The organism is Fulvivirga ulvae (genome assembly GCF_021389975.1).
Classification (GTDB): Bacteria; Bacteroidota; Bacteroidia; order Cytophagales; family Cyclobacteriaceae; genus Fulvivirga; species Fulvivirga ulvae.
In genome coordinates this window covers 1,016,644-1,041,640 of the sequence record NZ_CP089981.1, presented here as the reverse complement: position 1 = coordinate 1,041,640, position 24,997 = coordinate 1,016,644, and the positions used below count along the sequence as shown (strand labels likewise).

24 protein-coding genes are annotated in these 24,997 nt (G+C 41.1%); 8 read left to right on the top strand and 16 right to left on the bottom strand.

The annotated features are described in order from the left end of the window. The first annotated feature begins 5 nt into the window (after positions 1–5). Positions 6–1,760 (top strand): efflux RND transporter periplasmic adaptor subunit, encoded by a 1,755-nt coding sequence (locus tag LVD17_RS04425; protein WP_233765013.1) that lies wholly within the window; start codon positions 6–8, stop codon positions 1,758–1,760. A 57-nt stretch (positions 1,761–1,817) separates the two neighbouring features. Then, positions 1,818–2,396, top strand: a complete 579-nt coding sequence (locus LVD17_RS04420) for a DUF3347 domain-containing protein (RefSeq protein WP_233765011.1) — start codon at positions 1,818–1,820, stop codon at positions 2,394–2,396. Between the two features lie 69 nt (positions 2,397–2,465). Here LVD17_RS04420 and LVD17_RS04415 read toward each other — a convergent pair whose 3' ends face one another. The 8 genes from LVD17_RS04415 to LVD17_RS04380 form a co-directional block, all read right to left on the bottom strand. After that, the gene (locus LVD17_RS04415) at positions 2,466–2,801 is read right to left on the bottom strand and encodes a hypothetical protein (RefSeq protein WP_233765009.1); all 336 of its coding nucleotides are present in this window, start codon (positions 2,799–2,801) and stop codon (positions 2,466–2,468) included. 263 nt (positions 2,802–3,064) lie between these two features. Next, positions 3,065–3,652, bottom strand: coding sequence for an LURP-one-related family protein (locus tag LVD17_RS04410; protein WP_233765007.1), 588 nt, complete (start codon positions 3,650–3,652; stop codon positions 3,065–3,067). Positions 3,653–3,832: 180 nt separating this feature from the next. Further along, positions 3,833–4,234, bottom strand: a complete 402-nt coding sequence (locus LVD17_RS04405) for a DUF1987 domain-containing protein (RefSeq protein WP_233765005.1) — start codon at positions 4,232–4,234, stop codon at positions 3,833–3,835. Positions 4,235–4,256: 22 nt separating this feature from the next. After that, the gene (locus LVD17_RS04400) at positions 4,257–4,808 is read right to left on the bottom strand and encodes a SiaB family protein kinase (protein ID WP_233765004.1); all 552 of its coding nucleotides are present in this window, start codon (positions 4,806–4,808) and stop codon (positions 4,257–4,259) included. Positions 4,809–4,843: 35 nt separating this feature from the next. Next, positions 4,844–7,414, bottom strand: a complete 2,571-nt coding sequence (locus LVD17_RS04395; RefSeq protein ID WP_233765003.1) for a SpoIIE family protein phosphatase — start codon at positions 7,412–7,414, stop codon at positions 4,844–4,846. 20 nt (positions 7,415–7,434) lie between these two features. After that, positions 7,435–9,516: a TonB-dependent receptor plug domain-containing protein gene (locus LVD17_RS04390; RefSeq protein ID WP_233765002.1), complete on the bottom strand. Its 2,082-nt coding sequence runs from the start codon at positions 9,514–9,516 to the stop codon at positions 7,435–7,437. Positions 9,517–9,540: 24 nt separating this feature from the next. Then, positions 9,541–10,899 carry a fibronectin type III domain-containing protein gene (locus LVD17_RS04385; protein WP_233765001.1) on the bottom strand — a complete coding sequence of 453 codons (1,359 nt, stop codon included), beginning with the start codon at positions 10,897–10,899 and terminating at the stop codon, positions 9,541–9,543. Between the two features lie 290 nt (positions 10,900–11,189). Continuing rightward, positions 11,190–11,639: a hypothetical protein gene (locus LVD17_RS04380; RefSeq protein ID WP_233765000.1), complete on the bottom strand. Its 450-nt coding sequence runs from the start codon at positions 11,637–11,639 to the stop codon at positions 11,190–11,192. A gap of 233 nt (positions 11,640–11,872) precedes the next feature. On the opposite strand from LVD17_RS04380, the gene LVD17_RS04375 reads away from it, so the two are divergent. Next, positions 11,873–12,154: a hypothetical protein gene (locus LVD17_RS04375; RefSeq protein WP_233764998.1), complete on the top strand. Its 282-nt coding sequence runs from the start codon at positions 11,873–11,875 to the stop codon at positions 12,152–12,154. 10 nt (positions 12,155–12,164) lie between these two features. Here LVD17_RS04375 and LVD17_RS04370 read toward each other — a convergent pair whose 3' ends face one another. After that, positions 12,165–13,043, bottom strand: a complete 879-nt coding sequence (locus tag LVD17_RS04370; RefSeq protein WP_233764996.1) for a dimethylarginine dimethylaminohydrolase family protein — start codon at positions 13,041–13,043, stop codon at positions 12,165–12,167. Continuing rightward, entirely contained in the window at positions 13,043–14,524 is a 1,482-nt protein-coding gene (locus tag LVD17_RS04365) for a pyridoxal-phosphate dependent enzyme (RefSeq protein ID WP_233764995.1), read from the bottom strand. Before LVD17_RS04365 ends, LVD17_RS04370 begins: the two co-directional genes overlap by 1 nt. A 302-nt stretch (positions 14,525–14,826) precedes the next feature. Between LVD17_RS04365 and LVD17_RS04360 the strand changes: the two genes are divergently transcribed. Genes LVD17_RS04360 through LVD17_RS04350 form a run of 3 tightly spaced genes read left to right on the top strand, consistent with a single transcriptional unit; the run spans position 14,827 to position 15,816 of the window. Beyond that, positions 14,827–15,198 (top strand): DUF3703 domain-containing protein, encoded by a 372-nt coding sequence (locus LVD17_RS04360; protein WP_233764994.1) that lies wholly within the window; start codon positions 14,827–14,829, stop codon positions 15,196–15,198. Continuing rightward, positions 15,188–15,388, top strand: coding sequence for a hypothetical protein (locus LVD17_RS04355; protein WP_233764993.1), 201 nt, complete (start codon positions 15,188–15,190; stop codon positions 15,386–15,388). Before LVD17_RS04360 ends, LVD17_RS04355 begins: the two co-directional genes overlap by 11 nt. A 29-nt stretch (positions 15,389–15,417) precedes the next feature. Beyond that, a complete protein-coding gene (locus LVD17_RS04350) occupies positions 15,418–15,816 on the top strand; it encodes a cation efflux transmembrane domain-containing protein (protein WP_233764992.1) in 399 nt (132 codons plus the stop codon). A gap of 274 nt (positions 15,817–16,090) precedes the next feature. On the opposite strand, the gene LVD17_RS04345 is transcribed toward LVD17_RS04350, so the two are convergent. Genes LVD17_RS04345 through LVD17_RS04335 form a run of 3 tightly spaced genes read right to left on the bottom strand, consistent with a single transcriptional unit; the run spans position 16,091 to position 19,074 of the window. Continuing rightward, complete coding sequence (locus LVD17_RS04345) at positions 16,091–16,327, bottom strand: acyl carrier protein (protein ID WP_155170658.1); 237 nt, start codon at positions 16,325–16,327, stop codon at positions 16,091–16,093. A 49-nt stretch (positions 16,328–16,376) separates the two neighbouring features. Beyond that, positions 16,377–17,732 carry a sensor histidine kinase gene (locus LVD17_RS04340; RefSeq protein ID WP_233764991.1) on the bottom strand — a complete coding sequence of 452 codons (1,356 nt, stop codon included), beginning with the start codon at positions 17,730–17,732 and terminating at the stop codon, positions 16,377–16,379. Further along, on the bottom strand, positions 17,722–19,074 hold the full coding sequence (locus LVD17_RS04335) for a sigma-54-dependent transcriptional regulator (RefSeq protein WP_233767928.1): 1,353 nt from the start codon (positions 19,072–19,074) through the stop codon (positions 17,722–17,724). Before LVD17_RS04335 ends, LVD17_RS04340 begins: the two co-directional genes overlap by 11 nt. A gap of 307 nt (positions 19,075–19,381) precedes the next feature. On the opposite strand from LVD17_RS04335, the gene LVD17_RS04330 reads away from it, so the two are divergent. Both LVD17_RS04330 and LVD17_RS04325 read left to right on the top strand, forming a co-directional pair. Beyond that, complete coding sequence (locus LVD17_RS04330; RefSeq protein ID WP_233764990.1) at positions 19,382–20,050, top strand: TapB family protein; 669 nt, start codon at positions 19,382–19,384, stop codon at positions 20,048–20,050. A 157-nt stretch (positions 20,051–20,207) separates the two neighbouring features. Then, a complete protein-coding gene (locus LVD17_RS04325; RefSeq protein ID WP_233764989.1) occupies positions 20,208–21,002 on the top strand; it encodes an SDR family oxidoreductase in 795 nt (264 codons plus the stop codon). A 229-nt stretch (positions 21,003–21,231) separates the two neighbouring features. Here the strand turns inward: LVD17_RS04325 and LVD17_RS04320 are convergent, their stop codons facing one another. The 3 genes from LVD17_RS04320 to ftsH all read right to left on the bottom strand — a co-directional run bounded on the left by LVD17_RS04320 (position 21,232) and on the right by ftsH (position 24,954). Continuing rightward, complete coding sequence (locus LVD17_RS04320) at positions 21,232–22,041, bottom strand: NHL repeat-containing protein (protein WP_233764988.1); 810 nt, start codon at positions 22,039–22,041, stop codon at positions 21,232–21,234. Beyond that, entirely contained in the window at positions 22,022–22,798 is a 777-nt protein-coding gene (locus LVD17_RS04315) for a UDP-2,3-diacylglucosamine diphosphatase (protein ID WP_233764987.1), read from the bottom strand. The genes LVD17_RS04320 and LVD17_RS04315 overlap by 20 nt, the downstream gene beginning before the upstream one ends. Positions 22,799–22,899: 101 nt before the next feature. After that, entirely contained in the window at positions 22,900–24,954 is a 2,055-nt protein-coding gene (ftsH, locus tag LVD17_RS04310; RefSeq protein WP_233764986.1) for an ATP-dependent zinc metalloprotease FtsH, read from the bottom strand. Between the last annotated feature and the right edge of the window lie 43 nt (positions 24,955–24,997).

Genomic DNA, 24,997 nt, shown 5'->3' with positions numbered 1-24,997 from the left:
CTAAAATGAAAAAGTATCTCGAGAATAAATGGGTAATAGCTACAATAGCTCTGCTGGCAGGGCTGTTGTTGGGTTATATCTTTTGGCATAGCGATCGTGAGGAAACCCATACCCCTCACGATCTCGCTGTCCATGCTGGTGAAACTACATGGACATGTTCCATGCACCCCCAAATAAGGCAGCCGGAGCCAGGGCAGTGCCCCATTTGTGGCATGGATCTGATCCCTTTACGATCAGGTGAGGGAGATGTCAACCCTATAGCCGTTTCTATGACAAAAACGGCTATAAAACTGGCCGGTATTCAGACAATGATAGTGGGAAGAGGGGCAGGTGAAACTGAAAGATCCCTTCAGCTAAATGGTACAGTAGTGCCCAATGAACGGCTGGTGAAGACGCTTACCGCTCATGTAGCTGGCCGGATTGAACAGCTTTTCGTAAATACCACCGGTGAGTATGTCACACGGGGACATAGGCTTGCCAGCATTTATTCTCCTGAACTTATTGCCGCTCAAAGAGAGTTGCTCCAGACTGTTGCTATTAAAGATTCGCAGCCCGCGTTATACAGGGCTGCCGTTGAGAAACTCAAAGCGTTTAAACTTTCCGAAAGCCAGATCAGCAACATTGCTAAGTCTGGAGAAATAAGACAAACCATAGATATTTTGGCTGACCGGTCAGGTGTTGTGTTAGAAAAAAGAGTGAATGTGGGTGATCACCTCAAAACCGGAGAAGCATTATACACTGTGGCTGACCTTTCTAAGGTATGGGTTGAGTTTGATGCTTATGAAAGTGACCTTCCATGGATAGATGTTGGGGATAAAGTTAGTTTTACCGTTGCTTCCCTGCCCGGTCAGGAGTTTGCAGGGGAGGTAGCATTTATTGAGCCTGTAGTTAATCGTCAGAGCCGTGTGGCCAAAGTCCGGGTGGAAATACCAAATTCAGGGAAGAAGCTAAAGCCGGAAATGTTTGTCACCGGTTCTATAAAAGCAGCAATGCCTACTCAGGGAGATCGGGTTGTTTTACCCAAATCAGCCGTTATGTGGACAGGTGAGCGGTCGGTGGTATATGTACAAAACCAAACTACAGAAGAGCCTTCTTTTATGATGAAAGAAGTAGTGCTTGGACCTGCTTTAGGTAATTCTTATGTTATTGAAAAAGGGTTAAAACCTGGTGATGAAGTGGTGGTTAACGGTACATTTACCGTTGATGCTGCAGCGCAGTTGGCAGGAAAACCCAGTATGATGAACCCTGAAGGCGGGACCACAATGAAAGGGCATGACCCCGGGCAGACCGAAAAACCGGAAGCTGTTCAGACAGGTGATCAGGCCAGAAAACATATCGAGGGACTGATCATCAAGTATTATAAGCTGAAAGATGCACTGGTGGCTTCAAATAAAGAAGAGGCTTTGGCTTCAGCAAGTGCTTTTAAAAGGGAGCTGGAGCAAACGCCGATGAACATATTTAAAGACAAAGCACATGACAGATGGATGGCTTTGGAAGGACAAATGAGAGAGGCAATAAACGGTATAGGTTCAGCAGATAATATTGATCAGGCCCGTAAATCATTTATTTCACTATCGGAAGTAATGGTTAATACAGCTCAAACTTTTGGTCCATTTAGTAAGACAGTTTATGTACAACATTGCCCTATGGCTAATGATGACCAGGGAGCTAACTGGTTAAGTGAGGTTGATGAAATCCGAAATCCATACTATGGTGATATGATGCTCACCTGTGGGGAAGTAACTGAAACAATTGAGTAATTTTAAATCCAAAACTTATATAAACAAACGATGAGAACTCGAATTTTAAATCTTTTAATGTTTTTTCTGTTAGTATCTTTCGCAATGGCATGTGGCAATAAGTCTACCGATGCAACGGAAGGTGAAACTGTGAGCGATCATAGCCACGAAGAAATGGACCATGCAGATGGAGAAAAAGCAGAAGCGAGTGCAGATGTTATAGTCACTGCCGAGGACTTCAAGAACCTTTCAGAGAAAGTAGCGGCAGGTATTGCAGATTCTTATCTTCAGCTTAAGGATGCATTAGTGGCGAGCGATGCAGGGAAGTCAAAGGAAGCGGCTTCAAGTATGCTGTCGGCCCTTGAGGATGCCGAGACTTCAATGGCCGTGAAGAATCTTAAGGAAGATGCACAGCAAATAGTTGAAACTGATGAGCTTGAGCATATCAGAGAGCGTTTTGACCGAATGTCAAAGGATGTCTACGTTATGGCGAAGGCTAAGAATACCGGGCATACACTATATAAGCAGTATTGTCCTATGGCATTTGACAACCAGGGAGCATTCTGGCTGAGTTCAAGTGAGGAAATCCGAAATCCTTATTTTGGTGATAAGATGTTAAAGTGTGGGAAAGTCCAGGAAACAATAGCGGCAAATTAAATTAACTTACTGAAAATTTACTTGTGTCCCCTAAAATGAAGGGGACACAAATATCTTTAGGTCCGGGTTTTAACTCATGTTTGCCAGGCCTTTAACAAACTGAATACCCCCGAAAAGTATGGCACCCCAAAAAATCAGCCCTATGCCGGATGCGGTAGCTGCTATACCACCAACACACCATAAAGCGCCATAGAGCATATCTTTTTTCGCCCGTTCTTTTTTTGCTAGTTCAACCTGGTTCACAAGTTGATTTACTATTTGTGTGGCGCTGTCATGAGGTATCCCTTTACCTACCAGAATGTCCGTGACTTCTGATGGTGTCCTCTTTTCAGTAACCAGCAAGTGCGCCGTATGCTCATAAACCTGATTAATTAGCTGAGCCTGGTCATGTTGTGTGTTTTCCATTTTATTTTGACTAATTGTGAATAATGCAGAGGATGCAGCATTGTTGATAGAAGGGCTGGGGCAACCAGTTTAACAGTGGGGCGTTTCGAAAACAGCTACCTGCCCGGGAAAGTCAACTATACTAATTGAAGCAAAGTACTAAAATTTAATTAATGCCAAATTATTTTTTGGTTAAGTTTTGCTTCGGTAAGTAGAAATTATTCTTATTATAATTTCAAAAGCCATTTCATCAAGCTGGAAATGGCCTTTTGATGTGAAGAATTCTACTCCTTCAGTACCATATCTATGCACATTACAGCGGCCATAATGAGTATCCTTATCGAGTTATCAGCAGGGATTTTTTCGTCAATTTTAAGCATATAGTTATCAGCACTCGTAAATAACTCCCTTCCAAATCCAGCCCATTTTTTGCTTACATGTGCCATCTCGATATCATCTTTTACAAATTTGAAATCCCAGCTTGTCCATTTTCCTTTAAGGGTACATAAGTGGTTTTCTTTAGCATCAAGTACTTTAAACTTACCACCAATGGAAAACAGTTGTTGTTTGAATTTTCCAATGAGCTTTTCGTTTTCATCAAATACTTCAACAGATGAGAGAAAGACAGAGACCCCTCGCTTTACCGTTAGCACTTTATCACCGGTCGGGGTTTTGATTTCAATGTGAAATGGGGTCATCCTTTTATAGTCAGTAAACCTGAGTAGTTTAGTGAAGAACCCTAGTTTTTCTTCGCGGCAGTTCATAATAATTTGCTGAGTATCCGGATCATAGATATCATAATTATTTGCAGCTTTGAACATGCCAACATGTTCTTTAACCAGGTATAAATTTTGACTTAAGGTTGTATTCATGTATATGTTTAGTTTTTAAATAAGAGGCGAAGTAATATGATTTTGTGTCATTACCCAAAAGCAAATGGGCTCAGGCATCTTAGTTGAAAAACAAACCGATGCTTAAACCCAAAACTTACCGTGACTATCAAGAACTACTAAATGGTATTAACCGGATATCATGTATTGAATGTTTTATGACTAAATTTCTTCTTCCATTTCATATTCAATCATATTAATGTCCAGGCCGCTTTCTTCCATAAAATCTTCGCCTTCCATTAGTATTTCTTCATCATCAGGATCAGGGTAATACCAGTTAACGGTTAGGTTTTTCCCTTCGTCTTTAAGTTCCTTTAATGTGCGCAGCATTTCAAGAATAGCTCTTGATGAGCTGGTGTTGAAATAAGTAAGCTTTAAATCCAGTTGAAGCTTTTTGTCTTCGTTGAAGAATTCTGAAAACCATGAGGATATTCTTTCATAAAATTCAAATGGCTCCTCCAAGTATGATTCACCTGTAATGCTGCATATTCCAGTCTGCGCGTTTAGTTCCACATGCGGGGTAAAGTAAGTGTCTCGGCTCCCTTCAATAATTAAATTTTGCATAGTGTATAAGAAATTGATTTGATTATTTTAAAACATTTACTGAAATCGTGAAAAAAGAGTGTTCACTGTCAACTTGCTTGGCATCGAGTTCTAATGGCATATCTGATTTTAAGGCAACCTGTATCAGGCCGATGTTACCACCTTTATGATCTGCCTTTATCTCACTGCTTCTATACTCACGTTTCATGGCCCTTAGCCCATCGTGATCCAGTGTATTTATTTCCTCACACTTAGATACTATTTGCTCCAATACTTCATTTTTCACCAGATTACCTGAAACCAAAGTAAAAGAAGTCTCGGTTTCATAAACTGCAATGGTGCCTACACCCCATTTTGCCCCTGATTCCAATTGATTTTTTTCGGCAGAGTATAGTGCAATATTTTGAGCAAGTTCCATAAAAACAGAAAAAAGCCTGTTGCCTATTTTAGGCGGATCGAAAACCTTGTTCCTGATTTTGGTTCCTATCTCTGATAAAATAATTTCATCAAATGGCCCCTTGTAGTAAACTATTATATCCCGATTTCTCATGCTACTATAGAAATCGACAAGGTTGTCATATTTTTGCTTTTCCATTAATTTATAACTAGTTTGTTTTAATTGGTTGATTATTAAATTTTTACAGCTAACAGGGTTATGTCGTCCCTTTGTTCGGCATCTCTTTTATGCTCTGCCAATGCCGCGTCAAAACGCTCTTTTTGTGATTGCAGATCCAAATGTTTTACTTCGTCAATGAGCAGCTTGAACCTTTTCTTATTAAATCTTTTCCTGTTAGGGCAGTTTTGGTCTATGTAACCATCAGTAGTGAGGTAAAGTATTGCCCCTTTGTCAAGTTCCATAGTGTTGTTTGAAAAATTTCTATAGGCAGTTGTGTTGGCTCCACCTATTGATTTTCGATCGCCATTAATCTCCTGCAATTCATCATTATTGACTATGTACAGAGTATGCTTTGCTCCGGCGTAGGTAAGCTTTACCGTTCCATTTCCATTGGGTTCTATCAAACATATTCCAATATCCATTCCGTCATGATTCTGACTCTCTTCCTGGCTAAGTTTGCTCCTTATGCCTTCATGTAATTTGTTCAGCACTTCAGCAGGATCGGTGATACCTTTTTGATTTATAATTTCATTGAGCGTTGTACTTCCAATCATGGACATAAGGGCACCGGGAACACCATGACCAGTACAATCTATGATAGAAACTATCTTTTTCTCTTCAAGTTCCTCCATCCAGTAGAAATCTCCTGAAACAATATCTTTAGGGAGGTAGGTGACAAAGCTTTCCTGAAACAGTTTGTTTTTCAGGCTGTTAGAGGGTAGAATTGAGCTCTGGATTCGCTGTGCATATTGAATACTGAAAGTAATTTTTCTGTGTTGAACCTCCAATTGTTCTTTTTGATTTTCTAATTCTTCCTGTGTAGCCTGCAGCTCTTCCATATTTTGTTGCAGCTCATCATTTTGATTAGTGATTTGTAATTGCTGAGATTTGAGCATGCTATTAGCTTTTTTCTTTTGGATGAAACTAATAATGATGATGGCCAGTATAAGAGCAAATAGCCCGAACATCCAATAGGTATATTTTAATTGCTCATCCTGAAGTTTTTTGTCTGCCTCCAGCAATTGTATTGCTTTCTTTTGTTTCTCATCTTCCAGGGCTTTTCTTTTCAGTTCAAGGTTTTGAAGTTCCTTTTCTTTTTCAAGTGACACCAGTTCCCTGTTCTTTTTCTCGGTTTCCAGTTGCTGCTGTGCAAGGGCCAGTGCCTGCTCTGTACGTTCTTTTTCCAGTAGTTGGTTTTTATACTCAATTTCCCTTAGCTCTTGATCGCGCTTAAGCAACGCCAGCTCTTTTTCCTTAAGCTTTATTTCATTTTCTTTTCTTTCAGACTCTACAGCTTTTCTTTCTTCTTCTGCCAGCAAAGTTTTGATCTCTTCTTCATTCCGTTCTATTTCCAGTTGCTTTTTGAGCATTTCCTGTTTTTTTGCCTTTTCCTCCTCCTCTAGTTTTTCGTTAAGCTCCCTGTGCAACCCCAGGTATTTTTTAGCTTTGGCAGCGTTGTTGTCCTGCGTGTAGATCATGTTGAGGATCTTATAGCTGGTGAGCAAAACCTCTTCGGCGTTTATAGGCTCGGCTATTTCAATAGCATCATTGACTGATTTTAGCGCCTGCGAAATATTTCCGCTTATGTAGTAGTTGCCCGCGAGGTAGTTTTTTGTATTGGCTATTTCTATATTATTCGCCTCCTTTTCTCTTATCTTGAGTGCAATATGATAATTTTCCTTGGCCTTGGTGTATGATTTTAGGGTAGTGTATGCTACACCAATATTAATATGCAATAAGGCTTTGTCACTTTCCTTAAGGTTGGCCGGCTGTTTATTGACAAGTTCCGTTACCTTATTGAAATAATCCAGCGATGTCTTAAAGTCACCGGTTCTTTTATATATAAAGCCTATGTTATTGTAAGCAGAAGATAGGCCGACAAGGTCATTGTCTTTTTGATATACCTCAGCCAGTTCGGTGTTATACTTCAAAGCTGATCTGTATTGTTTATTTAGCTCACTGAGTAGTGAAAGCTCTTTATAAGTCTCCACAACTTTTGTTTTATTGCCAGTGCGCTCATATTCTGACAGCAGTTTGGTCTCTGTGGACATCGCATGCGGGTAATCTTCCATCTGCTTATATGAGTAGGCAATGTTTTCCAGCAATACAATTCGCAGGCGAGGTTCACTTTTGATTTCATAGGCTTTCTTCAAAGCTTTTTCAAAATAGGTAATAGCCTGGTTTTGAGCATCCTGGTTTTGATACAGGCTACCGATATCAGCAAGGGTACTGATGTTCATTTGTGGATTATTGAGCAGATCAAATGCCTGAATGGCCACAAAATAGTACTTCAGAGCCTCGTTGTATTCCTGTTTTTCGGTATAGGCCTCTCCCAGTACCTGGCTGCTATTTGCTTCTCCGGTAAGGTACGACGCTTTTTTTGCAAGCTCATATGCATTTCTGGCTGCTGAGATCGCCAGGTCTACGCTATTTTGTTTTAGCAGGTCTTGAGCCTCTTTTAATAGCTGATCTGATTTTACAGAGTCAGAGACTTCTTTTTCCTGTGCTACGGTATTGAATTGTATTGACATTGCCAGCAATACATAAAAACCGATATAAAAAGGGCGGAGTATTCTTCTGTTCATCTATGTATATATCCGGATGTTTAAAATTTGATTTTTGCTCCAATGAGGTATATGCCGGGGGCATCGTCAGCAAAAATGTATTCCTTGCTTGCAGACCCCAGCAGATTTCTTACGTTGATGAAAATCTCATTTTCCTGCCAGATTTTATATGAAACTTTTAAGGCAGGCAGTAATTTTCCTGATATTTTCTGTGTACTGCCGAGGGCCGTTACTTCATGCTGGCCGAAGGCGTAAAGACTCACCGTGATATTCAGTTTATCCAGCATGGTTTTGTAGTTTGCCGTTAAGCCTCCAAAATGCCTGGGGGAGAGCACGTTGCTGACGGCTGTAGTATCACCTTTATAACTTGTGTTCTGAAGAGTTGCATGTGCGCGGACTTTAAACTTTCCTGAGATTTTTGCAGTCAGGTTTGCCGTGAAGCCATTTCTATTTAGGGTTGCCGGGGAGTTTACCACTTGGCTGCCGATAGTATCGCTATTTACCGTAGTAATAGCGGCCACATAACCATTCGAATTTTGAACATGGAAGTAGTCCAGTCCTACGATGATCTTGTCTGTTATATTTACCCTGGTGCCTACACTATAGTTTTCGGAAATAACAACCTTCAGGTCATCATTAACTATGTTCCGTATTACAGGCCCGCTCGTATTGGTTATAATGCCTTCATTAAAAGTGTTGTTGGCAAATTCACCCTGGTTTCCTTTTGCATAGGCCGCTCTGAGCAGCACCTTCTTATAAGGCTGATACGCAGCTGCCGCCTGGTAACCCAATACATTTTCATGGTCATAAATGTCATAACTGAAGCCCCCGTCTATTGAGAGTTTATCTTCTAACAGCAACATATTTGCCTTAAGAAAACCACCATAGTAGGTAAGCTCTTTTTTTCCATTGATTATATTGGGGTAAGCATTATCATCCGAGAGATGTTTAGTATCGTCAAACATCGAGGCCTGGTATCGTAAACCGGGAGTTAATACTATACTTTTAAGAGCATGGTTATAGAATATCCTGGTATTGATTTTATCAACCTCAAAGCTATGACCCGGGTATCCCACGGCCAGGTTCTGATCCGCGGTCGAATATGAAGCCTGCAAATGAAGATTGCTTATCATGGAATTTAAATTGATAAGTTGCGAAGATGATGTGCGTCTTATTAATGTAAATTCCTCAAAATTATAATGGATGCTTTGGCCTTCCGAATCCTGAGACGAAAGCGAGATATTGACATCGGTTTTGTCATTTGGAGCATATTGTACAAAAGCATTGATTGCCATATCCTGTCTGGCAAGTGAGCCGTAGAGGTTGGTTTCTTCTGCATTGGATTGATAGAAAAGCAGGGAATCACTGGGTATGTATCTGCTTTCACCGGCTACATAGTATTCGTCCTGAAACCTTCGGGTATCAATATATTTACCGGATAGCCTGACCAGCACCTTGTCATTGATGCCAAAACCTATAGCTGCATTGTTCACCAGGGTATGGGGTACACCTCCCTGAATGTTGGCTGTCACACTAAGGCTATTGCTTTCGGGTTTTCTGGTGATAATATTGATGACGCCGTTGGCAGCATCTCTGCCATATGGCACTGAAGAAGATCCGGCTACCACTTCAATTTTTTCAACGTCCCCTATACTTATAGGCAATGTTTCCCAAAATATACCTCCGGTAAAATGATCATTTACAGGCATATTGTCGATCATGACCAGTACCATGGTACTCTTGTGCATTTGTAAGCTATGCTGCTCAGGTATATTATCAGCACCAAACAAATGAACCTCGTAAAGACCGTTTGTCTTTTGCCTTACCAGCACGCCAGGGGCAAGTCTTAACGCCTCCGGTATGGTGAGCGCTCCGGCGGTTTCCATCTCTTCGCGGGTAATTACATAGGCCTGATAGGGAGTGCGGTTTACATCCTCCTTTTTACCAGTGGCAGAGGATATATGTACTGTAGCATCTCCTTCAAAGTCCAAATTGAGGATATCCTGATCTACATTGAATCTGTAAATGTCATTAGACTGTATTTCGGTATCCTCGTTTTGAGCAAAAGCAGACCCAAACCACGCTAACAGCCCCAATGTAAGGGTGAAATATTTGATTTTCATAATAAGAGTAAGTTTTGCTTTGTTTTAAAAATTGCATCCGGTGAATTCGTACTGCAGGCTGTAATAACCTTTTCTGGCAATAGCCACATCTTTTTCGTTGATGTCGTATATAAATACTTCTTGTTCAGTAAAGAAGGGGTCATCCGCAGTGAAAGAACCTGCGGCGTAAACAGGATTATAAATTCCGTGGTAAGGCCTGAATGAATACCCGCTAAAGTTATCAAGTACAAAAGGTTGTATTTCAAAGGGAATTAGCATTTTAGGGTTGAAAGTCTTATCGTATTTAAATTCGCCTGTTTGTTCGCCTCCCATATTCAGCACCTTTAATACATTGCCCTTTTCATCCAATTCATAATCCTCGTAAAATGTGATATTCACTCTGCTTGGGTCGTCGTATTTGCGGAATCCTATTAGCTGTTTGTCAGCGTTATAAATGTAATCACTGACTATAGTTGATAAGGAATAATTGTCAAAAGACAGTGTAGACACCAATATACCGTCAGAGTAGGTTAATTTAAACCCCACGTAGGGGTAATTGTCATAGAAGTAGGTTATACTGTCCAAACGACCGTCTGCATCATAGTGCATGCTCCATTTTTCGTTGTGGAAAGAAGGGTCAGGAGCATAAAAGTGATTGATATCACTAATCTTAAGGTCATCGTTATAATCAAATGTAAGCTCATAATCATTAGAATAAATAATTCGGGCAAGCTTGCAGCTCTTGGAAATACAAGGTTCTACTTTGACTATATTAGAGTATGAAGAAGTTTTGTTCAGTCGCTTTGTTACTACTCTGTAGTAGTATGTTTCTGTATAATCCAGATCTTCGATAGCCACGGAGTTCCCAACGATCTCCTTGCGGTTATAATCACTCAGAATGTTGGTAAATCCGGAATCGGAAGCTACTTCTATCAGATAGCTGACAGCTTCATCTACAGTGCTCCAGTTGGCTACAAATTCAAATACCTTTAAGTCAGTAGGCTCCAGTGCAACCGGGGCCGGTAACAAACCTGTTTCAACAGAAATTATATTGGAATTATCCGATATGGTATTACCCTTCTTGGCTCTTACCCGGTAGTAATAAATTTCTTCCACTGAAAGCCCGGTAACTACAACCGAAGAACCTTGAACCTCAAATGAGTGAAAGCCACCCACAAAACTTACGAAATCCGGATCAGGGGAAACATCTATGAAATAAATGTCGCTACCCAGTACTGGTTCCCAGGAGGCTTTGAAACTTACCGATGTGATGTCGGTGGCATCGAGAGCAACAGGAGTAGGTCTTATGAAGTCTGTTTCCTGGAGTTCGCAACTGCTCAAAAAGACTAATGCAATACTAGCAAGTAATGAACATACCTTTCGGATTAAATAAAGTGGTGCCATTTACAATAGAATGTAGTGTTTATAGTTCAAAATGAACTTTTTGTCGAAAAAATGGGGCGATACAGATCAACTGTAGTGCATTGGCAGTGCACTTAACAAGAGCAGTGCCAAAAGGACAAACAGTTGAATTGGAGTGAATTTCAGGGCAAGGTTACCAAAAAAAATCCAATTTTGGGAGAATTGGATTCATTTTGGTAATAATTAATTTAATTATTCGTCATGTAAGTTCTACATGAATATCTGGAAAAGTGCTAAAAGATACTCTATTGTTATTTGTAAGGATCTGATAATTATTGATTTACATTTTTGTAAAATAAGCCGGGACCGTCACACATTTGCCAAGTGCCGGTTAAGTCACCCTCATTATTTACTTTGAGAAGCTCTTTGGTTGCAGATGTGCAACTGGCAACAAGATCACTTTGCACGTCATGGTTCAGCTCAAGATATTCTCCGTCGGAATGTGTAACATATTGATAAGTGCCGGTTGCTGTTTGTTTCAGGTTATTCTGTACCCGTGTTTTTACAAAAGTCCCATTCTGGTTTAGGGTAATGGTTTCCTGCCATGACATTTCGCTACCGGCAGTTTCAGAACCTTTAAAGCTTCCTGCCATCTTAACAAGCTTCCATTCATTGGTCTTTTGACCGGACTCTGAGCCTGGTTTTTCTGAATCCATATCATTGTCTATTGAACATGATAACAAACTTCCTACAATGGCAAATAATAATGTTATTGATTTCATAGTTCACTAAGTTTAGCATAATGGTTTGTTCTGTCCTATAGACCCTGCAAACTTGCTTAAGGTTGTAATTATTTACACCAAGGGGTTTATTGACTATTTCACATTAAACAGACTACATTCCGAACATGTTTACCTAAAAAAAGGATTACTTTCTTTTTTGCTTCATTTTCAGTAAATTACCTAAACAGGGGTACATGTATCTTGGGAAGTGAAAATCTCAAATAATGGCTGGCATGGTATCATTTGAACATTTAAATGGCATACTAAATAAAATTACTCCTGCCGGAGGTAATGATACTTTTAAAATAGAGTGCATCTATTCTGACGGTCAGGGCTATACAATTTTAATGATCTCTTTTTTTAATATACCGGATTTAAAGACCTTTGGCCGGATTGCATTTGAAGAGGAAAGCGGCAAAGTGCAGAAGTGTGTTTTTAGAAACCATTGCTTCAGGGATTGTGGCAACATTATAGATACACTTCTGGATGTATATAACTACCAAAGATCGGCCTGAATTGTAACGATTACTCTCTGACTAACGGCAAGGTACAACATCTGAAAGAACCTCCTGTAGAAGGAGCTCCGTTAAATGTTAATTCAATAACCTTTATACCAGCTGCCCTCATTAAATTATTTACACGTCTGCATTTCTCATGATCACGGCTGATAACAGTGTTTTTATCCAGCGAGATAACATTTGTTGCCAATTCGGCCTGTTCTTCAACGCTAACTTCAATCAAATGATAATGCTCCTTAATCTCATTTGGTATTTCCTTAAAGCCGTCCGTATATATAAGAGCATGATGCTCTCCTACTGGATTAAAGGCACAATCAAGATGAAGTACATTCTCTCCTTCACTCAGGCTGCGACAATATACGGGAATAACGGAAAACTCTTCTCCGAAATGCTTCTTAAGGTACTCAAACCCTTCCACATTGGTACGCTGGGATATGCCAACAAAGATATGCCCGTTATCCACTATTATGTCACCACCCTCCAGCAATATGCTATGATCGGGAACTAATATGGAAGGCTCATCCCCATTCATGGCATTGATAAAGGGAAAAACACCGGTTACCTCATAGCGGCGGCTTTTTTTTGCCATATTACACACTACAAATTTTTCTCCGATGGTAATACCGATATCCCGGGGGGTGAGCTGGTCGTACACGAACTTACCCACATATTGAGGTACCAGTACTTCTATGCCGTAATCCTCAAGGGTTTGTTTGAAAGCCTTAAATTCAGGAGAAAGTGTGTTCGCGTCTGGTAGGCCTTTTTTTTGTTCTTCGTTTACGATTTCTACATAGCTCTTGTCTGAGCAGTAGTCTTCCCATCGCCCTATAATTACTTTTTTTAGCCTGTCAGTTTCATTAAACTGTCTTAGAGTACTTTGCTGCATTACCTTTTTAGCTCATTAAAAACATTTACAACCGCATCAAAGTCAGCGGCTACATCTCTTCGTCTTCCTTTTGTTATAGAACCCAAAGATATATCATGTTGTTTTTTCTTAATTATATCTGCAACCAAATGCTGCAAGTCCGGGTAACCTGACAATAATTGGTCAATCATCTCTTTAGCTTTTAAACCATGGCCTGTAATAATTGATACAACTGTGTTTTCAGGTTGTATACATTTAATTTTTTTGATGGCCGCAATGGATATGAGCGAGGCAGGTTCTGGTAGCACGGCTTGTTCTCCTGCCAGTTGGCGTTCTTGCTGTAAAAAGTCTCTGAGTGTATTTTGAATGTCCTCGCTATTAACTTCAACCGCGATGCCATCAGAAGAGATTACAGCTTTGGCAGCTTCGATAGAGTCGTAGCCCTCTTCTGCAAGTATGGTGCTGCCTATATTGGCATCTTCGGTATTCAGCAACGACAGGTCGCACCTTTCAGGTCTTCCGGTTTGCTTCCTCCTTACTGCCTTAAATACCGGATTGGCCCCCTTAATACCAACCGAGACTATTTTAGGTAATTTTGAAATAATATTAAGCTGTTTTAACTCTCTGAAACCTTTCCATATACCAGCGAGGCAGCTGCCATTAGCCGTGGGCACAATTATATAGTCAGGTACCTGACATACCAGCGGGTTATCGCTGAATTGCTTAACAATCTCCAGGGCAGTTGTCTTATCTCCATGTACCCGGTATGGGTTTCTTACTGACCAGTTGTCAAACTTGCTTCGGGAAAAGATGTTTTCGGCATTTACACGCGCAAATAACCTGAAGCCGGTTTCGAAATTGGTGTTTTCATCACCAACTACGATTACATCAGAACCATGCTCTCGGATAAACTCAATCTTTTCAGGATAAGTATCCCCTGCCACAAAGGTGATGAGTTGAATGTCTTGCTTTTGGGCCAGAATGGCTGCAGAGGCAGCAGCATTGCCTGAGGAGTAGATTACTGCATGGCGCAAACCACGACGCCTTGTGTTTAATAATGCCAGCAAGGTCTCTCGGTCTTTAAAACATCCGCTGGGATTGTTGCCCTCATTTTTAATGTAAATCCGGGCTCCGTAGAGGCTACTTAGATTTTTTAAATAATGCAGAGGCGTCATGCCAATAGGCTCAAGATGCTCCGGGTACCATTCCCGAAAAGGCAGCGCTTTATATTGTGCTATCCCCTGTTGGTGTGTAAAACTGTAATTACGAAATGACTTGATTACCTCGCGGCGATAAATAGGGGTAACCAGAGGTTGAATGTCCAATATGCGATATTCTTTGAACCAATCCTCAAATTTGCAATTACAAGTGTAGTTTATTGAGTTGTTAAGCTCACCGCAATAAAGACATCTTTTTTCAAAAGCTATGGAGGTATGTGGTAATGCCGTCGTGGCTTTTGCCGAATCTGTCTCGGAGTCTTCTTTGTGTATGGGGTGTCGCAAAAAGTAATTTTTTTAATAGATCAAAACCCTAAGTAATCATCTACATGTTTTCTAATCAGAACCAATAATTATACCGTGTTCCGACAGTGGGTTATACCTATTAAGATACGGTTTTTTAGGGAGACAATTCCCCGCATTTCTCCGAAGTGTGGAATTTAATCATGAGCAGCTTGTGAGAGATTAATTTGTGCAGCGTTTAACAGAATTTGCTGCAAGCAAACCTGAGAACCAGTATTTGATGTGATTTGCAATAAGTGATGCACATTAATTTTCCCTAATTTTAAATGATAGAATTCGGAAGAATGAGATTTAACTGGTCAATTCCTGATATACTGAAACCATATTTTAAGGAGGAGCTGGATGCCTATAGGTTTGATATGCAGGCGGGTGACCTGCTTGCTGCCTGGCGCCATCTGGAAAGGGCACACATCATAGGCCAGTCTTATCCCCTGCAGCACTCCAGAGCACACTGGGAAATGCTAAAGTTCGGGATCCGGATTAAAAGTATAAAGGAGGTTATTGGGCAGATTCCCCGATTGCTTGTGGGGGGTATTAAGTCATTTGTTGGTAAGGTTCCTGTAGGTAATACAGGGGGTGCCAATGTGCCACCACTTAAACCCATGGAAATACCTGCCGACCTTCAGGTAATCCTCAATCAGGCTAATGAAGTATGATGTAACATCTAAGGGGCTGCTTAACCGTGCTTTTAATCTAAGCCTTATCACTGTAATTTATAATCTCATCGAAGGTATTGCCTCCACTTTTTATGGCTCAGAAGATGAAACACTGGCCTTGTTTGGTTTTGGAGCGGATAGTTTTGTGGAGGTCATTTCAGGTCTTGGTATTGCCCATATTCTCCGGTAGAAAACAGAGATAAATTTGAACGTAGAGCCTTGAGAATTACAGGAGGAGCCTTTTATCTGCTGGTTTTTGGGCTGGTCGTTGGAGCCGCTCTGAGTATTTATACAGGGGCTAAACCCCATACCACAAAAGCGGGGATCATTATTGCCGCTATTTCTATCGCTACTATGTACTTTTTATACAGAGCCAAAATAAAAGTTGGCAAAAAGCTAAATTCCGCGCCGGTCATTTCAGATGCCCATTGTACGAAAACATGTTTTTACCTGTCGTTCATCCTGCTAGGGTCGGCTTTGATCTACGAAGTTTTTCAAGTTCCTTATATTGATGCATTAGGGAGTATAGGTATAGCGTGGTATGCATTTAAAGAAGGGAGAGAAGCCTTTAAGAAAGTCAGAACGAATGCAATGAGTTGTTCGGATGATTGCTGCTAAACTCTTTAAAACAGGGTTTCGTCAAAATGAACACCTTCTTTGATAATTCCGAATGTCGGTGAGGGTTTCCAGGAGTCCCTTTTGTAGGCTTTGCTAATCGCCGGTGACCGGGTAAAGCAGGTAATGCTGGTCGAATTGTTTTCAAAAGATTAGTTGTGAACGGCTCCAGTGCACTGCGGGGCCTTCTAACGTTCATTTAGGTAGATAGAATAAAGTTCCGGCACAAGGAGTTGCCGGAATAACTCTTAAAAGCCAGCAAAAAGTGGCCTTTTGATTACGACTTCATTTTATTGTCAATATAATTTACTGCCTGATTGATGGTCTGGAGCTTTTCAGCATCTTCATCAGGAATACGTATATCAAAAGTCTGCTCGAATTCCATCACCAGTTCAGCATAATCCAGAGAATCAATACCCAGATCTTTTACAAAATTGGCATCCGGGGTTACTTCTGTCTCAGCTATTCCTAGCTTGTCTACTAATATTTTTGTGATGGTTTCGCTTATGTTCATCTCCTGTTGTTTAAAGTAATCCGTAAATCTAGGAAATATTGTGGTTTTTCTAAAACCTTAAAAAGAACTCAGTGCCTTCATCCATTTTAGACTTTACACCGAGCATACCCTGATGCTGCCGCATGATCTGCCTTGAAAGACTTAACCCTATGCCTGAACCACTTTTTTTGGTGGTGAAAAACGGAATGAATATCTTTTCAAGAGCCTCATCGTCAATGCCGTTTCCGTTGTCTTTGACACTAATTACCGGCCTACTTTTTTCATCAAAGTATGCATTGAGTTCTACCAGCCGGTTGGTTTGTTCGTCAAAGGCCTGGGTGGCATTTTTTATCAGGTTGATCAATACCTGTTCTATTAAATCTTTATCGGCGTTGATAGTCATGCTAGGAGGATCAACCCTAATATGGGCTTTAACCCCATTGTCTTCAATTTCTCTTTTAAGTAGTATAAGCATCTCTTCAAGGAGTTCCCTGACATTGACCTCACCTATTTTAGGTTTGGGGATGTGGGTGAGGTTCCTGAAGTCCTGCACAAACCGAATCAGCCCCTGACTTCTTTTTTTAATGGTTTGAATGGCCAGGTGGATGTCAGCAATTTCTTCATTGGAAAAATGGTTAACTTCCTGATCATTGTTTAGCTGATGGTTCAGCTCGTCTTCCACAGTGTTGGCGAGAGATGATATCGGAGTTACCGAGTTCATAATTTCATGTGTGAGGACCCGTACCAGGTTTTGCCATGCCTCCATTTCCTTTTCTTCCAGCTCATTCTGAATGTTTTGTACCGAAACCAGCTTAAATTCTTCACCACGCAGCGTAAGCTCTATGGCATAGATGGCCAGCTGTACGATATCTCCGCCAATCTCCAGGCGGATAAGGTCCCTGCCGCCGGTCCTTAGACGAATAAAGATATCTACCAGGTTTTCGCTTACCGAAGACAGGTCCTTGATATTGTCAATATTGTTTACCCGTAGAAGTTTCTTGGCAGCAGTGTTAATGATCTGAACTTTGCCCACCCGATTGAAGGTGATCAGGCCAATCCCTACATGTTGTACAATATTTTTGAGATATTGAAAATCGGCTTCCTTTTCTTTTCTTACCTCTCGCAGGTCCCTTAGAGCCTTGTTAAGCTCATGATTAAGCCGGTTGGTGTCCTCATTTTTAAAATCTGTTTTATAATTATGCGATATATCATCATGACGGATGGAATCCAGAAAACTAATCAGCTCTTCATTATTTCTCTCAAGTGACTTGATCAGCGAAATAATCTGTAAGCCCAAAAGCACAAACACTACCAGCTCTGTTACAAAATAGCCATTATTGAAGATCAGCCATGAGAATAAGAATATCGTGCCGGTGAGCGTAGCTACCCTGAATAATACGGCCTTTCTGGTGTTACTAAAGTCCATGTTTTTCAAGCCTTCTGTACAGAGAGGCCCTGGTTAAACCGAGTTCCTTGGCTGCTTTTGAGATATTACCATTATGAATGTTGATAGCCTTTTCAATCACTGACCTTTCAACCTCATCCAGGTTCAGGTTATCTGTGTTGAGATCATGAGACGATGATTTGTTATGGGTGAGGAAAAAGAAGTCTTCCGGCTCCAGTTCAGTGTTGTCGCTCATTATTATGGCCCGTTCAAGCGCATGCTGTAGCTCGCGGATGTTTCCCGGCCAGTCATATTTTTGGAGTTTATAAATGGTATCTTCATTAACAGAGCGGATCTCCTTCCTGTATTTTTTTGAGTAGATCTCTACAAAATGGTCTGCCAAAAGAGGAATGTCTTCGATCCTGTCTCGCAGAGGAGGCAGCTTTATCTCCACTGTATTGATCCTGTATAACAAGTCCTGCCTGAAAGTGCCATCGGCTACCATCTCCTGAACGGGCATGTTGGTTGCGCAGATAAGCCTGATATCTATAGGTATGGGGTTGTTTGTGCCAAGCCTTGTAACCTGACGATTTTGCAAAACTGTCAAAAGTTTGGATTGCAGAGGCATACTTAGATTGCCTATCTCATCAAGAAAAAGTGTCCCTCCGTTTGCTATTTCAAAACGGCCTGGTCTGTCCTCTTTAGCATCTGTGTAAGACCCTTTCTTATGTCCGAACAATTCGCTCTCAAAAAGTGACTCGGTAATCGCACCCATATCTACCGAGATAAAACCATTCTCCTTTCTCAGCGAGCGCTGATGAATGGCTCGGGCTACAAGTTCCTTGCCGGTACCGTTTTCTCCCAGGATCAGCACGTTGGCATCTGTTCTGGCAACTTTATCGATAAGGTTAAATACTTCCTTTAATGCTTTACTATGCCCAATGATGTCCTTAAACGGTTGATTAATATCCTCCTCTAACTGCTTCTTGGCTTTCTTTAACTTATCAACTTCTTTGTATGACTTGTTGAGTTTAATGGCAGTGGATATGGTTGCCAAAAGTTTTTCATTTTGCCAGGGTTTCAATACAAAGTCGGTAGCCCCTTCCTTCAGCGCTCTTACGGCCATTTCCACATCGCCAAAAGCAGTGATCATAATTACTACTGCTGAGGGGTCCTTTTCCAGGATCTGGCTCAACCAGTAGAAGCCTTCTTTGCCACTGGTGATGTCTTTGCTGAAGTTCATATCCAGAAGAATAACATCGTAAGTGTCGTTATTGAGCAGGAAAGGAATTTTCTTTGGGTTCTTTTCAATTATTACCTGATGAGCATGCTTCTTCAATAATAGTTTTGCGGCTAACAGCACATCTTCATCGTCATCTATCATCAAAATTTTGCCGATTTCTTTGTCCACGCAGTTGTCTTATTTAGGTTAACCAATTCTTAAGATAAAAATAGTGCCAAAAGCGAAAATAGGGGGCAATGGGCCTTTTGTACTATCGGTATGTTCTTATATGTACAAAACTGACCGATAATGAACACAAATTACTGAAAATTAATTCATTTTACACCATTGGTAATCTTTAATGTCTTACATAAATTTATTACTGATTAACGGTAAGGATCAATCCGTTAATCAAATTAAAATAATGCAGGGATGCTATTGTCCCATATAACTGCTAAACCTAACAAACATGAAAAGAGTATTTGTAATATTAATTGTTATTATTCTGAGCTTCGGTAAGGGGTTTACCCAATGTAATCCATTTTATAACCTGAAGGAAGGTTCCAAATGGGAGTTGACATCATACAATGCAAAGGATAAAGTTACCGGCCGGCAGGTCAACGAACTGAGGTCCCTCGAGGAAAGTTCAAATGGATGGGTAGCCACCATATACTTCCAGAGCTTTGACAAAAAGGACGACCTTGTTTATGAAAAAGAAGTTGAGCTGGAGTGTGAGGACGGAATAATTAAAATGGATATGGAGCGCTTTATTCCTGAAGAGTCACTTCAGGCTTTTAAAGACATGAATATGACTGTGGAGGTGGACAACCTCGAATGGCCTTCGGACCTTTCTGTAGGCAAAACCCTTGACGACGGAGCCATTACCCTTAGTGGAGACTTCCTGAACATGAAAGTAGATGTGACGGACCGGAGAGTTGAAAATAAAGAAAAGATAACCACACCCGCCGGAACCTTTGACACTTTTAAAGTGTCATACAACGTAAAAATGAAAATGATGATGAGCAGAGAAAGCAAAGCTATTGATTATATAGCTGAAGATGTAGGTATTGTACGCTCTGAGAGTTATAACGGCAATGGCAAACTCATGGGTTATACACTGCTTACAAAGCATGAGTAAAAAAGATTATTCTCAGCGATCTTTTTTATTCAATATTTGTTATATTAGTGTTGTTGTTATTGGATGAATTAAGAATTTATCCTATTTATTTTGAGTTTTTGACCTTGGAAGTGCTCTTGACCGGAGCACTTCTTTTTTTTGTCCTAATTATATCGCAATGACTTCAACTTCTGTGCTGATCACCGGTGCTTCCAAAGGTATAGGGCTAACCATAGCCAAACATCTGGGCCGGAATAAAAAATACAAAGTTTACGGTACATCGAGAAGGCCTGATCAGCAGTTGGCCAAAGAAAATGGCTTTACTATGTTGGCACTTGATCTTAATGATCCGGACAGTATTGTGCAGTTGGCAGGCCAATTTCCTGAGGGTGTAGACATCCTGATCAACAATGCCGGACAGTCCCAGCTTGGTGCTTTTGAGGATATTCCCTATGAGGCTTTTGAAGCCCTCTTTGACACAAACTTTTTCGGGACACTTAAGTTGACACGGGCACTTTTGCCCGGGATGCGAAAGCGTGGCAAAGGCCTGATCATTAACACGAGTTCTTTGATTGCTTCTTTTCCGTTGCCTTTCTATACCAGCTATACTACCTCCAAAGCAGCCTTGTCAGCTTTTAGTTTTAGCTTAAACATGGAACTCAGGCCCTTTGGAATCGATGTAGTAGTAATAGAACCTAATGACCTTAAAACTACTATAGAACCTGAGCTATTCCTGAAAGAAGGCAGTGCGTATGCTGATAAAGTGACAAAAATGAGGGAAAAAGTGCGCGCGAATATGAGTAAGTCCCAGGATCCTGCCGTGGTCACCGATATTATTGACAAGGTTATTAATTCGAAAAACCCCAAACCGAAGTATGTAGTAGGAGGCAACTCCAGTTTACTGATATTTGTGAAGAGGTTTTTAACCTCGGCTATGCAGGTGAAATTGACTATGGGGTCGTATAAGGATTAGTTCATGCTTCAACCGGGATATGCCTGCTACCCTTGGCCCAAAGGATATGCTTTATCTGGTCTAGGTCGTGTATTGTCAGATCAGGCTTAAGTCCGAATCCTGATAAATAAAAAAAACTTCCCTCGTACTTTGCGGAGCATCATATAGGGAAGTTTTTTTGAATCAATCAGAACTTGAAAGCAATATCCGAAATAAATAGCTGCGGCGAATCCCCCAAATAGGGGTATTTTTATTTTTCTTTAATTAAATAACCGGTTAGCATATTCTCCGATACCAGGGCAAGCTTGTTATCCTCGTACAAAAAGGCAAATAATGCTTCCTTAGGCAGAGGAAGTGCAGACTTTTTGCCGGAATAAATGTTGGTACTGATGAGAGCACCCTCTGCGATATAGTACAGGTCATCGCCTGTAAAGCTGAAATGGCTCACACCTTTTACCTGTATTTTCTTTAGGTAGTTGCCCAAATTATCAAATACCAGGATACCACTGTTCTTATCACTGATGAAAACCAGGTTTTGATACTCCCTGATAAAGGTTATTTCATATTTGTCAGGGTCAAGGATGAGGTCAAACGGAGTATTGATAGTGTAGTCACCAAAGCTGATATTATACTTTCGCAGGCCAAAGTTGATATAATCGACAATCCAAAGATTGTTATCAGTGCTCATGGTCATCATGCCACTAAAGCGGGAGAGCTCCGGGGCCTTGAATCGTTGGGAGGCAGAAAGAAACCTGTCTAAAAAGGCATATTCCTGAAAGTCGGCGTAAAAAACAAAGATTTTCAATGGATTCCATGCCTCTACCAGGGTTATGCTGCCTGTTTGCTGCGGAGAGAAGGTCTGAATAAGACTGGTATTACTATACTGATTAAGGTTGCCTTTTTTATCTGCAATGTAGATATGGTTCAGCCGGTCAATGGATGCACTTACAGGAGTGTCTATGATTGTGGAGTCAACCGGAATTAACTGCTGTCCAAAGCCTGATACATGGAATGTGATGCAGGCCGTGAACAAAAACAGATTAGTGGCTGTCCTTTTCAAAAGTATGAAGCTCAAATGTTTCCCCATCATAAATGCCGTATGTCTGGTAGTTGACCCATTCTCCCAGGTTAAAATAGCGGCTGTGTTTACCTACTTCCAAATCCAGAGGCAGGTGCCTGTGGCCGAAAATATAATAATCGTGGTGCTCTTTTTGTTCCACCTCTTTACAATATTGCCAAAGAAATTCTTTGTCCCCCATAAAGTGGTCGTCTTCACCACTGCTGCTGATCCGGCTTTTTCTTGACCAGAAATTGGCTATGCCGATGCCAGTGTTGGGGTGTATTCTTGCAAATAACCACTGACATAATTTACTGCTAAATATCTTTTTCAAAAGTTTATAGGTATGGTCTCCAGGCCCCAGGCCATCTCCGTGCCCAATCAGCAGTTTCTTATCACCCACTTTCAATTGTTTAGGCTTGCGGTAAATCGGGATGTTCAGTTCTTCAGTGAAGTAATTGAACATCCACATATCATGATTACCGGTAAAGAAAATTACGGGTATGCCTGCATCTGTTATTTCTGCCAGTTTACCCTGTAGCCTGATAAAGCCCTTTGGGATAGCATGTTTGTATTCAAACCAAAAGTCAAAGATATCTCCGAGCAGATAAATGGAGTGAGCATCAGACTTTATCTGATCCAGCCATCTTACGATCTTTAGTTCTCTTTCCAGGCTTTTGTTCCTGGAGGGTACTCCCAGATGGAAATCAGAAGCAAAGTATATTTTCTTTCCACTTAGAGTATCTATGGTGTGCGGCATATCTTTTTGTAAGAACGCTAAAATAAAAAGAGGTTGCTTCAAAAGCCAATCATAAAATGATTTTGCCTTCAAAACAGCCTCTTTTCAAACATGGTTATGCTTTATATATCTTTTTTCGTAGAATCAGTATCAAGAGGTTTTGTAGATTCCTCAGGTGCGGATGAGCCACCCATACTGGAAGGCTTATGACCTTCTTCTTCCTTCTTGTCCTGTCCGTTGGTAAAGGCCTCATAGTTGGTAGGGTGCGAGAATGGTCGCTTGCCAATGAGCCTTTCCAGGTCAGACTGGAAGATGATCTCTTTTTCCAACAGTTCCTTGGCTACTATTTCCAGTTCCTTCTTTCTATGCAAAAGCAGGTCCTTGGTTCTTTGGAAGGCATCTTCTATAACCTTTCTTGCCTCCTGGTCAATGGTTTCTGCCGTGGCCTCTGAATATGGTTTGGTAAAGCTGTAGTCAGATTGCTTGGAGTCATAAAAAGATACATGACCTACTTTATCATTCATACCATAGACAGATACTATACTGTATGCCATCTTAGTCACTCTTTCCAGGTCACTAAGGGCTCCGGTAGATATCTTGTCGAAGATGATCTCTTCTGCAGCTCTGCCTCCCAGTGCCATACACATAGCATCTATCAATTGTTCAGTTTGGTAGAGAAACTGCTCCTTTGGTAAGTATTGTGCATATCCCAATGCAGCAACACCTCTTGGTACGATACTCACCTTAACCAAGGGATCGGCATGCTCCAGAAACCATCCTGCCACTGCATGACCAGCCTCATGGTAAGCCACAATTTTCTTTTCTTCCGGAGAGATGATCTTATTTTTCTTTTCAAGTCCACCGATTACTCTGTCAATGGCATCGTGGAAGTCCTGCATTTCAACAGCGGGCTTATCCTTACGTGCAGCAATCAGTGCGGCTTCGTTACACACGTTGGCTATTTCCGCCCCTGCAAAACCGGGAGTTTGAGCAGCCAGTTTTTTAGGGTCAACATTTTTGCCCAGTTTCAAAGGCTTAAGGTGCACCTTAAATATTGCCTCACGCCCTACTATATCCGGCTTGTCGATGCTTATCTGACGGTCGAACCTGCCGGGTCTCATCAATGCCGAGTCTAGTACGTCAGGTCGGTTAGTGGCAGCAAGTATTATTACACCACTGTCTGTAGAGAAGCCATCCATCTCAACTAATAGTGAGTTTAGTGTATTTTCCCTTTCGTCGTTTGAGCCTGGCATCTGCCCTTTACCTCTGGAGCGACCAATAGCATCAATTTCATCAATAAATACGATACAAGGAGCTTTTTCTTTGGCTTGTTTAAACAGGTCTCTTACCCTTGCAGCTCCAACACCCACAAACATCTCCACAAAATCAGAACCCGAAAGTGTAAAGAAAGGTACAGCGGCTTCACCGGCAACGGCCTTTGCCAATAAAGTTTTACCTGTTCCCGGAGGGCCTACGAGGAGGGCACCTTTAGGGATTTTGCCGCCGAGCTTGGTAAACTTGCTCGGTGTTTTCAGGAATTCTACTATCTCCCTTACTTCTTCTTTAGCTTCGTCAAGGCCAGCTACGTTGTCAAAGGTGATTTTTACCTTATTTTCCGCGTCAAACAATGCAGCTCTTGATTTACCAATATTGAATATTTGTCCGCCGGGGCCACCGCCACCAGTCATTCGGCGCATAAGGAACCAGAACCCGAAAAGAATAAATATAAAGAACCCCCACTGGAAGATGTAATTAGTGATATCTGACTTGTCATCCACTTCATAGTCTACCTGCTGATCAGATGGCAGCTTTTCGTTCAGCTCCTGGTACTGGGATATGAAACTGTCGACCGAACCTATATTTAACTTGTAGTGAGGCCCGGAGCTTACACCAAAAGGGCTACTTGTTTCAAGTTCATTTCTGTACTTGGCATTATCAAGTGCCTCAGGCTTCAAGGTAATTTCAACGTATTTCTGATTTCTTATAAGCACTACTCTCTGCACATCATTGCTGACCATCATACTCTCAAACCTATTCATGGTGATAGGTACCAGCGTGCTCGACTGGTTGAATATCATTATACCAAATATCACGGCGATCAGGATCACGATAACCCATACCTGATAATTTGGCTTTTGAGGTTTATTAGGAATAATATTTTTCTTCTTATCTGGCATATCTGTTTAAAAAAAATTGCTCAACATCAACTGTCTAACGTTA